The following is a 9491-nucleotide window of genomic DNA, read 5'->3' as shown; positions in this document are numbered from 1 at the left end:
GCGACGGTGGATTCGCCTCCCCGACATCGGCGTGGTCGTCGCGGGCTTCGGGGGATTGAATATCTCCGGGGACACGGCACTGGGTAATGCGGCACGACCACCTCATCAGCGCGAAACAACTCACCCGGCAGGACATCGAGGGGGTCCTCGACCGGGCCGCGTCGTTCGCCGAGGACGGAGGCGGTGGCCACGAGGACCACCTGCTCGGCCTCCTCTTCTTCGAGCCAAGCACCCGGACGAAGATGTCGTTCGACACGGCGATGAAGCGCCTCGGTGGCGACACCGTCGACATGGGGTCGGTCGAGTCATCGTCGGTCAAGAAGGGCGAGTCGCTGGCCGACACGGTCCGTGTCGTCGCTGGGTACACGGACGCCATCGTGCTCCGGCACCCGAGTGAGGGTGCGGCCAAGCTCGCCAGCGAGTTCGTCGACGTGCCCATCATCAACGCGGGTGACGGGGCCGGACAGCACCCGACCCAGACGTTGCTCGACCTCTACACCATCCGGGAGAATGCGGGGCTGGACGACCTCACCATCGGTATCATGGGTGACCTGAAGTACGGTCGGACGGTCCACTCGCTGGCGGCCGCGCTCACGAACTTCGACACCCGGCAGCACTTCATCAGCCCCGAGAGCCTCAGGCTCCCGCGGGGGGTCCGCTACGACCTCCACGAGACCGGGGCGCAGGTCCGCGAACACACGGGGCTCGAGGAGGTCCTGCCGGAACTCGACGTGCTCTACGTCACACGCATCCAGCGCGAGCGGTTCCCCGACGAGAACGAGTACCGGCAGGTCGCCGGTCAGTACCGCATCGACGCCGCGACCCTCGAGGCGGCGAAGGACGACCTCACCGTCATGCACCCGCTCCCGCGCGTCGACGAGATCGCCGCCGACGTCGACGAGACGACACACGCCACGTACTTCGAGCAGGCACACAACGGGGTGCCCGTGCGGATGGCACTGCTCGACGCGATGCTCGGAGGTGGTGGCGAATGAGCGACAACCCCGAGCGCGAACTCCGCGTCTCGAAGATCCGTGACGGTACCGTAATCGACCACATCACCGCGGGGCAGGCGCTGAACGTCCTCGCCATCCTCGGTATCGACGGGTCGGGGGGTGAGGAGGTCAGCGTCGGGATGAACGTCCCGTCCGACCGACTCGGGCGCAAGGACATCGTGAAGGTGGAGGGCCGCGAGCTGAGTCAGGACGAGGTCGACGTGCTCTCGCTCATCGCTCCGGCGGCGAGCATCAACATCGTCCGCGACTACGAGGTGGTCGAGAAGGCGCGGGTCACCCGACCGACGTTCGTCTCGGGCGTGCTCTCGTGCCCGAACGCGAACTGCATCTCCACGCAGGGCGAACCGGTCGAGTCGCGCTTCGAGGTGCTCGACGACGCGGTCCGGTGTGTCTACTGCGACACCATCATCCGCGAGGACCTCCCCGAGCGCATCGACGTCTGAGGGCGCGACGAGCGGCCGAACGTTCTTCTACGAGGACGCGACCAGACCGCGCGTGCCACGCACGGTGCGTGTGACGGTCCAGCGGTGGCGCGACGGCCCCGTCACACGTCCGCTCCCCGGAGCGGCCCGGTCGCCGTCGCCTGTCCGCCAGTTCAGGGGTCGAACCCTTCCTCGCGTTCCTCCCTGAGTACCGACGGGGTCCGTGCCCAGCGGAGGTAGCGGTAGGCGAGCGGCCAGAGGAGCACCGTCCCGACGCCGGCGAGGAGTGCCGTCCCGGCCACCGCCACCACGACGGCGAGGAGCTGGGGCAGGCCCAACCACGCGCCCACCCGCTCCGCTCCGAGCAGTGCGAACAGTGCACCGGAGAGGAGGCCCCCGCCGGCGACCACCACGGCCCCGCGCGTGTCGAGGTCGGAGGGGTCCGCGAGTCGCCGGTTCGCCAGCGCTACGGCTCCGACCAGCGCTGCGAACAGCGCACCCGCTCCCGCTGCCCCGAGCGCGGCCGTGCCGACGTGGCTCACGCGTCCACTACGGGCCGGAGGGACCTAAACGCCGTCCCGTGCGGCCACCAGCCCCTCCCCCACAACGGCTTTGAGCGATGCCGCCGAGGACTGGAACGTATGTCAAAGAAGGCACTCGTGGTCGTCGCACTGCTCGCAATCGTCCTCGTCCTCTTCACGCGCCGGTAGGCCGCCTCGCGGCCACGGCGCGCTTCGTCAACCATCCGGAACGCCTTACGCGGTCGCCGCCGTAGCCACCGCTATGACCGAGTACGGTGTCGTCACGCGGAACGCCGAGGAGACGGAGTGGGCCGAGTTCGACGCCGCCTTCTTCGAGGTGAAGGACGTCGCCGGCCGACCGCGGGACCCGCTCTCGAACGCGGTGAACATGGTCTCCTGTTTCGGCGACAACGCCGCCGCCAACGAGAACCCCGACCTCGTCCCGGTGAACCCCGACGGCCAGAAGGCGACTCGCGACCGGACCTACTTCGACTGGGCGTACATCTGCCCGACCCACGAGGGCTACCGGGAGGGCCTGCTCGAGATCGTCGAGGACTGCGTCGCCGAGAACGAGGACGTGCGCCTCGACGACGTGGGGTTCCCCCGCCCCGAGTACTGCTACTGTGACCGCTGTAACCGCGAGTTCGAGGGGTGGCTCGAGGAGCGTCACGAGGCCGGTGGTCCCGCGCCCGAGGAGAGTGGCGTCGAGGACCGCTACGAGTGGCGTGCCTCGGTCATCACCGAGTTCGTCGCCGAGGCCGCCGACCGGATCCCGGGCCGCACCTACCTCACGCTCTACCCGGACCCCTACGAGGGTCACCTCTACGAACGGGCCGGCATCGACGTCGAGGCGCTCGCGGAGTACGTCGACGAGTTCGTTGTGCCGCTGTACGACACCCACTACGGGACGACCTACTGGCTCGAGATCATCGCCTCGGCGTTCGAGGACCGACTCAGTGCGCTGGACGTGCCGTTCTCCGTCGAGCTCTACGCCGTGGAGGTCGACATCGACGACCTGCTCCACGCCGTCGAGGTCGCCGAGGCCTACGGGAATCGGGTCCTGTTCGGCTACGACGCCTCGAACGCGCGGGCCGCGCTCCGACGACGCGATGCGGAGAGCCGCGAGGGCGTCTCGTACTGAGCCGGACTCACTCGCGGCCGAACCGTTCGAACCAGGCGCGCAGGTCGCTCCGGTCGCGCGTGTCGTCCGGCAGGTCGTCGAACGGGAACCACCGGGCGGCCGTTATCTCCCCGTCGGGGTCGTTCACCGTCGGGTCGTGGCTCTCCGCCCGCGCCGCGTAGACCGGGAGGACACCCCACGTCCGGTGGCCGGGACAGCGGACCTCGACGCGGGAGAGGAGCCCCAACCCGTCGTAGCGCACGTCGACGCCGGCCTCCTCCGCGAGCTCGCGGCGGGCCGTCTCGTGGAACGTCTCTCCCGCGTCGACCCCACCACCGGGGAGGACCCAGAGGTCGACCCCCTCGTGGCGACAGAGGAGGACCTCGCCGGGCCGGTGGACGAGCGTGTGAGCACCGTACGGGGCCCCAAACCGGTCGATACGACGGGCGAGGGTGCGAAAACGGCGACGCGAGACCCGCTCGTCGTGGCTCGTCTCGAGGTACTCCTCGTGGCGCTCGCTGAGCCGGTGGTACGCCTGCGCGGCCTGCTGGCTGGCCGTGTCGGCGAGGTACCAGAGGTCGTCGACAGCCGTCATCGGTCCGGGTGCGCACGGAGCGGTGATGACCGACCGGCAGGGCCGCAGAGGGAGACGCGTAGGAGTTGCATGGCTCGGCGTTGGGATGTCGCCCCCAAGAAGCCTTCGGAGGGGGCACTTCGCCGGGGCCGAACCAACGCGTTTTTCGTGAATCGTCGGGTAGCCGAGGTATGGCATTCGAGAAAGGCGACACGGTCGTCCTGCACGACGAGCACAGCGAGTTCGACGGTCAGACCGGCGAGGTGACCCAGGTGAGCGAGACGATGTTCGGCGACGCCACCTACATCATCCAGTTCGACGAGGGGCAGGAGGCCGGCATCTCCGAGGACGCCATCGAGGCGGCCGAGCAAGAAGACGAGGAGTAAGCGACCGTGTCGGGGGTCCCGTTCCACTACGTCGACCTGCGGGCGTTCTGCTACGCCACGGAGGACGAGAAGCGCGTCGAGCAGGCGCTCCGGACGTTCCTGCCCGCGCGCGGCGACGACGACCCGCGGGACCCGATACCGCTCGAACGCGAGACCAGCGAGGGGTTCCACGGCGACCGCATCCTCGTGCTCTCGGCCCGCCTCGAACGGGCCGACGAGGTGCGCTATGCCCTCTCGCGACTCGCCGAGGCCGAGGACTTCGACCGCCTCCTCGACGAGGTCGAGAGTCGCGTCGACGACAACTGCGCGTTCTACGTCCAACTGGACAAGCAGGTGGCCTTCCGCGGCGACGTGCGTCTCGGCGAGGGCCTCACCTTCCGGGCGAAGGTGGAGGCCTACCCCGCCAAGCGCGAGACGGCGATCGAGAACGCCCGCGAGACGCTCCAGAGCCTCCGCGAGCCCTGACCCGGCTCAGAGCCGTGGCGTGTCGAGGTCGAACGGCGCCGGTCGGCTGCCGTCCACGTCGGTGAATCCGTACTCGCGTGCGAGTGCTCCGGTTCGGTAGATGCCACCAGTCCGCTCCAGAATACTCGCGTCGCCCGCGAGCGAAGCGACCGCTCGGCCGACGTAGCGCGTGGACTCCGAGCCGTCGGGTCGCTCGCCGCCAGTCGCTGCCAGCACGCGCTCCGTGCGGGTAAACCCGGGGTAGACCACCAGCGCCGCGACGCCGGGCTCGCGGAGTTCGTGAGCCATCCCCTTCGCCATCCGGTCGACAGCCGTCTTGGCCGTGTCGTAGGCGACCTGGCCGCGGTAGCGTGCACCGTCACCCGCGGAGACGTTCACGAGGAGCGCCCGGTCGGACTCGAACAGGAGCGGTGCGGCCTGCTGGCTGGCGACGTACGCGGCCCGGACCCCCGCGTCGAACATCGCGTCGAACCGCTCGCGTGGCTGCTCCCAGAACGGCGCGTCGAAGGTGTCGTCGTAGCCCTCGTAGCCGCCCCACACGTTGTTCACGAGCAGGTCGAGTCTCCCTCGCTCCGCGCCGAGGCGTTCGAACAGCGCCGTGACGGCCGCGTCGTCGGTGTGGTCACAGACGACGGCGACGCCCTCGCCGCCGGCGTCGGTGACGAGCGCGGCGGTGCCATCTACGGTACCGGGGAGCCCGTCGGTCCGGTCCTCGCCCGTCGACCGGCCGGTGACGTACACCGTCGCGCCCGCCGCGCCGAGTTCGTGGGCGATGCCGCGGCCCACCCCACGGCTCGCACCGCTGACGAGGGCCACGGTGTCCGAGAGGTCCACGTCGGGTGAGGTGCCATCCATACCCGCACGGGGCGTCGGAGCGGGATAACCCTCGCGCGCCTCGCAACGCCTTTGTCGCCCGCGGCGTGGGTTCGGGTATGTACGAGGGCGTCCACGCGCACCCCGACGGCGAGCACGCCGCGACCGTCGCCCGTCACGCCCTGACCGCGTCGGAACTCGGTTACGACGGCGTCGTCGTCAGGAACCACGGCGACGCCCCCGCCGAGTACGACGCCGAGGCAGTCCGCGACGAGTACGACGTGGACGTCGTCGACGCCGTCGAGGTCCGGACCGACGACCGGTCGCAGGCCGCCAGCCTCGTCAAGCGCTTCCGCGACGAGTACACCCTCGTCTGCGTCCACGGGCAGTCTCCGAGCCTGAACCGCCTCGCCGTCGAGACGGTCGAGGTGGACGTGCTGGCCCACCCGATGCGTGGTGACGGCGACGTGAACCACGTCCTCGCGCGGGCGGCCCGCGAGAACGGTGTCCGACTCGAGTTCGACCTCGGCCCGGTCTTCCGGGAGACGGGCGGGACCCGCGTCCGGGCCATCCAGCGGCTGCGGAAACTCCACGACATGGTGACGCAGTACGACGCGCCCTACGTCGTCACCGCCGGCGTCGAGTCGCACCTCGACTGGCGACACCCTCGTGACCTCGCCGCCGTGCCGGCCACGTTCGGCTTCGACCCCGAGTGGGTGCGTGATGGCCTGCGGGAGTGGGGTCGCCTCGCCGCGCGCAACCGTGACCGCGTGGGCGATTCGTTCATAGAGCCGGGGGTACGACGTGGGAGGTATGAAGAAGACCATCGATGAACACGCCGCGCGGTTCGACGAGATCGCCGGCGAGTACGACGAGGGCAACACCGAGGAGTACCGCGCTTGCGTCTCGCTGGTGGTCGAGCACGCGGCCCCGCTCCCCGACGACACGGTGCTGGACCTCGGGACGGGGACGGGCGCCATCGCGCTGGCGCTCGCCCCCGCCGCGGGCCGCGTGGTCGGCCGCGACATCAGCGAGGGGATGATGGAGCAGGCACGACAGAAGGCCCGCGAGCAGGGGTTCGAGAACGTCGAGTTCGGGAAGGGGACGTTCCGCGAACCGAACTACGACGGTCCGGTCGACATCGTGGTGTCGAACTTCGCGATGCACCATCTCTCGGACGAGGAGAAGCGCGAGGCGATCGAGGTCGTCGCCTCGCTCGGCCCCCGGAAGTTCGTCCTCGGCGACGTGATGTTCTTCGGGGCGCCGGACCCCGAGGAGCCGTTCTACTCGCCGGAGGTCGACGACCCCTCGACGGTTGGCTACCTCGCCGACGCGCTGACGGACGCGGGGTTCTCGCTGACGGCCGTGGAGATGGTCCACGAGCAGGTCGGGGTGCTCGTCGCCGAGCGTCCCGAGGAGGAGGTTGAGTCGACGGCGATGGCCGACGAACCCGTCGGGATGGTCGAGGACTGACGGTGGCTCGTCGATGAGACACCTGCCCAAGCACCTGCGGCCGCGCTATCGCTACCTCGCCGTGGGGTTCGAGACGAGGCCGGACGCCGTGTTCGGCCGTCGGGAGTTCCAGGAGGCGCTCTGGGCGGCGGGTCGTTCGCTGCTCGGCGACGCCGGGAGCGCCGAGGTCGGCCTGTCGGTCCTCTCCGTGCGACGGGAGGGTCCGGAGGGGACGGCGGTGGTCCGCTGTCGGCGCGGCGAGGTGGCCCGTGCCCGTGCCGCGGTGGCCACCCTGTCGACCGTGGAGGGGACGCCGATACGGCCCGTCGTCCGGGGTGTGAGCGGGACGGTACGGGGCTGTGAGGAAAAGTATTTGAGTCGTCCGGGAGGAGTTTCCGGCGAGAGAACGGTCGCGTTCGCGGACGCCGACCGCCGCGCCGTCTGTCGTGCCGAGCGAGTCGACGTGCGCGTCGGCGACGGGTTCGTGGGCGCGACGAACCTCGATATCCACACCCGATAACTATGCAGGGACAATCCCAACAGCAGGCCTACGACCGGGGGATCACCATCTTCTCCCCGGACGGTCGCCTCTACCAGGTCGAGTACGCGCGCGAAGCAGTGAAACGGGGCACCGCGTCCATCGGCGTGCGGACCGCGGACGGCGTCGTCCTCGCCGTCGACAAGCGCATCCGCTCGCCCCTGATGGAGCGTACCTCCGTCGAGAAGATCCACAAGGCCGACGACCACATCGGTATCGCCAGCGCGGGCCACGTCGCCGACGCCCGCCAGCTCATCGACTTCGCCCGCCGCCAGTCGCAGGTCAACCAGCTGCGCTACGGCGAACCCATCGGCGTCGAGACGCTCACCAAGGCCGTCACCGACCACATCCAGCAGTACACGCAGGTCGGCGGCGCCCGCCCGTTCGGTGTCGCGCTCATCATCGGCGGCATCGAGGACGGCGAGCCCCGCCTCTACGAGACGGACCCCTCGGGCACCCCCTACGAGTGGAAGGCGCTCGCGGTCGGTGCCGACCGCGGCGAGATCGAGGACTACCTCGAGGAGCACTACGACGAGCAGATGGACCTCGATGCGGGCGTCGGCCTCGCGCTCTCGGCGCTGGCGTCGGTGAACGACGGCCACCTCTCGCCGGAGGGTATCGGTGTCGCCACCGTCGACGCCGAGACGGAGACCTTCGCCAGCCTCGACGACGCCACCGTCGAGGAGCACCTCGCGGAACACGAACTGCTCCCGTCCGACGAGGAGTAGGCCGACTCGACCGTCTCTTCTCTCTCCTCACCGCCCAGCGACGCGACCGACGAGTTCGGCGGCACCGACACCGTCGTCGACGCCAGTCAGAACGACCTGCCCCTCCGAGGCGGCTTCGTCGGGAATCGACCGCCCCCTGCTTCTCGTCGCGGTTCGCCACGCCCGCGGGCCCCTGCGCCGGCGGGCTCCCGTTCGGGAAACACCTTTTACCACACCGGGCGCCTACCAAGTGACATGATTTCATTGGACGAAGCGGTCACAGCCCGCCTGGAATCCCACGGCGAACGCTTCGAGGTCCTCGTCGACCCGGACGCCGCACTCGCCATCAAGCGTGGCGAGTTCGAGGGTGAACTCGAGGATGTCATCGCCGCCGAGGACGTGTTCGAGGACGCCTCTCGTGGCGACCGGCCCGCCGAGTCCGCGCTCGAGGAGGTGTTCGGCACCACGGACCCGATGGCCATCATCCCCGAGGTCATCGAGCGCGGCGAGATCCAGATCACGGCCGACCAGCGCCGGGAGATGCAGGAGCAAAAGCGCAGACAACTCATCACCAAGATCACCCGGAACGCGGTCAACCCACAGATGGACGACGCCCCGCACCCGCCCGAGCGCATCGAACGCGCGCTGGAGGAGGCGGGGTTCAAGGTCGACCCGATGGAGCCGGTCGAGAACCAGATCGACGACGCGCTCGACGCGCTCCGCCCGGTCATCCCCATCCGGTTCGACGAGGTGGTGATGGCGGTCCGACTGCCGGCCGAGTTCGCCGGGAGCGGCCAGGCCCGTATCCGACAGTTCGGTGACCTCGAGCGCGAGGAGTGGCAGAACGACGGCTCGTGGGTCGGTGTCGTCCGGTTCCCGGCGGGGCTCCAGAACGACTTCTTCGACCTCGCGAACGAGGTGTCGAGCGGGGAGGCGGACACGCGGGTAGTGAAGGACGAGGACGACCTCAACACCCGCTAAACTCTTGCACGGACCGCTCGTTTCGCTCGCGGTCCGCGCAAAACTTCAGATTCAAACCAGCGCGGCATCGGGGCCTGCGGCCCCTCCGCCGCGGGTGATAGAGCAGACCGTAGAACCGCGCCACGACAGTTACGCTCCGCAAGACGCCGTTATCCGCGCTTGAAACCGACGAGGAAGCCGCCGGCGAACCCCGCCGAGATGGAGAGGGTCTCGAGGATAGTCATCACCCAGCTAGGGGGGTTACCCGTGGCGGCGTTGGTCGCCGCGTTGCCGGCCTGGAGGAACCCCGCGCTCAGCGCCTCCCAGTCGACGCTGAGGATACCACGGGACTCGAGGAACTTGAACAGCGCCAGCTCCAGTCCGATGATGACGGCGATCACCTTCGCGAGCTTCTTCGCCGCGAAGCCGATGATGCCACCGATGAGAGCCCCGCCGCCGAGGTCGATACCCAACTGTGTGAAGTCGATGCCGAAGGGCCCAGCCATGGGCAGTGGTA

The 9491-nt window shown here is 69.4% G+C and carries 14 protein-coding genes; 10 read left to right on the top strand and 4 right to left on the bottom strand.

Translation table 11 applies throughout. The annotated features are described in order from the left end of the window. The first annotated feature begins 86 nt into the window (after nucleotides 1-86). Both pyrB and pyrI read left to right on the top strand, forming a co-directional pair. Complete coding sequence (pyrB, locus tag N0B31_RS06975; RefSeq protein ID WP_260595146.1) at nucleotides 87-995, top strand: aspartate carbamoyltransferase; 909 nt, start codon at nucleotides 87-89, stop codon at nucleotides 993-995. After that, nucleotides 992-1459 (top strand): aspartate carbamoyltransferase regulatory subunit, encoded by a 468-nt coding sequence (gene pyrI, locus N0B31_RS06970; RefSeq protein ID WP_260595145.1) that lies wholly within the window; start codon nucleotides 992-994, stop codon nucleotides 1457-1459. The genes pyrB and pyrI overlap by 4 nt, the downstream gene beginning before the upstream one ends. A 152-nt stretch (nucleotides 1460-1611) precedes the next feature. Here pyrI and N0B31_RS06965 read toward each other — a convergent pair whose 3' ends face one another. Then, a complete protein-coding gene (locus N0B31_RS06965; protein WP_260595144.1) occupies nucleotides 1612-1980 on the bottom strand; it encodes a hypothetical protein in 369 nt (122 codons plus the stop codon). Nucleotides 1981-2221: 241 nt separating this feature from the next. Here N0B31_RS06965 and N0B31_RS06960 point away from each other — a divergent pair, with 241 nt between their 5' ends. Beyond that, nucleotides 2222-3100, top strand: coding sequence for a beta-galactosidase (locus N0B31_RS06960; RefSeq protein ID WP_260595143.1), 879 nt, complete (start codon nucleotides 2222-2224; stop codon nucleotides 3098-3100). 7 nt (nucleotides 3101-3107) lie between these two features. On the opposite strand, the gene N0B31_RS06955 is transcribed toward N0B31_RS06960, so the two are convergent. Further along, nucleotides 3108-3674 (bottom strand): NUDIX hydrolase, encoded by a 567-nt coding sequence (locus tag N0B31_RS06955; protein ID WP_260595142.1) that lies wholly within the window; start codon nucleotides 3672-3674, stop codon nucleotides 3108-3110. Nucleotides 3675-3844: 170 nt separating this feature from the next. On the opposite strand from N0B31_RS06955, the gene N0B31_RS06950 reads away from it, so the two are divergent. Both N0B31_RS06950 and N0B31_RS06945 read left to right on the top strand, forming a co-directional pair. Next, nucleotides 3845-4039: a DUF1918 domain-containing protein gene (locus tag N0B31_RS06950; protein ID WP_260595141.1), complete on the top strand. Its 195-nt coding sequence runs from the start codon at nucleotides 3845-3847 to the stop codon at nucleotides 4037-4039. A gap of 6 nt (nucleotides 4040-4045) precedes the next feature. Beyond that, on the top strand, nucleotides 4046-4504 hold the full coding sequence (locus N0B31_RS06945; RefSeq protein ID WP_260595140.1) for an RNA-binding protein: 459 nt from the start codon (nucleotides 4046-4048) through the stop codon (nucleotides 4502-4504). A 6-nt stretch (nucleotides 4505-4510) separates the two neighbouring features. Here the strand turns inward: N0B31_RS06945 and N0B31_RS06940 are convergent, their stop codons facing one another. Further along, nucleotides 4511-5359 carry an SDR family NAD(P)-dependent oxidoreductase gene (locus N0B31_RS06940; protein ID WP_260595139.1) on the bottom strand — a complete coding sequence of 283 codons (849 nt, stop codon included), beginning with the start codon at nucleotides 5357-5359 and terminating at the stop codon, nucleotides 4511-4513. Nucleotides 5360-5436: 77 nt separating this feature from the next. On the opposite strand from N0B31_RS06940, the gene N0B31_RS06935 reads away from it, so the two are divergent. The 5 genes from N0B31_RS06935 (at nucleotide 5437) to N0B31_RS06915 (ending at nucleotide 8995) form a co-directional block, all read left to right on the top strand. Beyond that, on the top strand, nucleotides 5437-6150 hold the full coding sequence (locus N0B31_RS06935) for an RNase P subunit p30 family protein (protein WP_260595138.1): 714 nt from the start codon (nucleotides 5437-5439) through the stop codon (nucleotides 6148-6150). Next, on the top strand, nucleotides 6131-6790 hold the full coding sequence (locus tag N0B31_RS06930) for a class I SAM-dependent methyltransferase (protein WP_260595137.1): 660 nt from the start codon (nucleotides 6131-6133) through the stop codon (nucleotides 6788-6790). Before N0B31_RS06935 ends, N0B31_RS06930 begins: the two co-directional genes overlap by 20 nt. A gap of 13 nt (nucleotides 6791-6803) precedes the next feature. Beyond that, nucleotides 6804-7289 carry an Rpp14/Pop5 family protein gene (locus N0B31_RS06925; RefSeq protein WP_260595136.1) on the top strand — a complete coding sequence of 162 codons (486 nt, stop codon included), beginning with the start codon at nucleotides 6804-6806 and terminating at the stop codon, nucleotides 7287-7289. Between the two features lie 2 nt (nucleotides 7290-7291). Then, on the top strand, nucleotides 7292-8035 hold the full coding sequence (gene psmA / locus N0B31_RS06920; RefSeq protein ID WP_260595135.1) for an archaeal proteasome endopeptidase complex subunit alpha: 744 nt from the start codon (nucleotides 7292-7294) through the stop codon (nucleotides 8033-8035). A gap of 234 nt (nucleotides 8036-8269) precedes the next feature. Next, nucleotides 8270-8995 carry a ribosome assembly factor SBDS gene (locus tag N0B31_RS06915; protein WP_260595134.1) on the top strand — a complete coding sequence of 242 codons (726 nt, stop codon included), beginning with the start codon at nucleotides 8270-8272 and terminating at the stop codon, nucleotides 8993-8995. 149 nt (nucleotides 8996-9144) lie between these two features. Here N0B31_RS06915 and N0B31_RS06910 read toward each other — a convergent pair whose 3' ends face one another. Further along, a complete protein-coding gene (locus N0B31_RS06910; RefSeq protein WP_260595133.1) occupies nucleotides 9145-9480 on the bottom strand; it encodes an FUN14 domain-containing protein in 336 nt (111 codons plus the stop codon). Nucleotides 9481-9491 lie beyond the last annotated feature (11 nt).

Origin of the sequence: Salinirubellus salinus (assembly GCF_025231485.1) — an archaeon.
Classification (GTDB): Archaea; Halobacteriota; Halobacteria; order Halobacteriales; family Haloarculaceae; genus Salinirubellus; species Salinirubellus salinus.
The sequence above is the reverse complement of the archived record's forward strand: the minus strand, read 5'-3'. Positions and strand labels throughout refer to the sequence as shown.

Coding starts and splice junctions, on each gene's coding strand:
- N0B31_RS06915 (WP_260595134.1), top strand. CDS start 8,270: ATGATTTCATTGGACGAAGCGGTCACAGCCCGCCTGGAATCCCACGGC.
- psmA (WP_260595135.1), top strand. CDS start 7,292: ATGCAGGGACAATCCCAACAGCAGGCCTACGACCGGGGGATCACCATC.
- N0B31_RS06925 (WP_260595136.1), top strand. CDS start 6,804: ATGAGACACCTGCCCAAGCACCTGCGGCCGCGCTATCGCTACCTCGCC.
- N0B31_RS06950 (WP_260595141.1), top strand. CDS start 3,845: ATGGCATTCGAGAAAGGCGACACGGTCGTCCTGCACGACGAGCACAGC.
- pyrI (WP_260595145.1), top strand. CDS start 992: ATGAGCGACAACCCCGAGCGCGAACTCCGCGTCTCGAAGATCCGTGAC.
- pyrB (WP_260595146.1), top strand. CDS start 87: ATGCGGCACGACCACCTCATCAGCGCGAAACAACTCACCCGGCAGGAC.
- N0B31_RS06940 (WP_260595139.1), bottom strand. CDS start 5,359: ATGGATGGCACCTCACCCGACGTGGACCTCTCGGACACCGTGGCCCTC.
- N0B31_RS06935 (WP_260595138.1), top strand. CDS start 5,437: ATGTACGAGGGCGTCCACGCGCACCCCGACGGCGAGCACGCCGCGACC.
- N0B31_RS06960 (WP_260595143.1), top strand. CDS start 2,222: ATGACCGAGTACGGTGTCGTCACGCGGAACGCCGAGGAGACGGAGTGG.
- N0B31_RS06930 (WP_260595137.1), top strand. CDS start 6,131: ATGAAGAAGACCATCGATGAACACGCCGCGCGGTTCGACGAGATCGCC.
- N0B31_RS06910 (WP_260595133.1), bottom strand. CDS start 9,480: ATGGCTGGGCCCTTCGGCATCGACTTCACACAGTTGGGTATCGACCTC.
- N0B31_RS06955 (WP_260595142.1), bottom strand. CDS start 3,674: ATGACGGCTGTCGACGACCTCTGGTACCTCGCCGACACGGCCAGCCAG.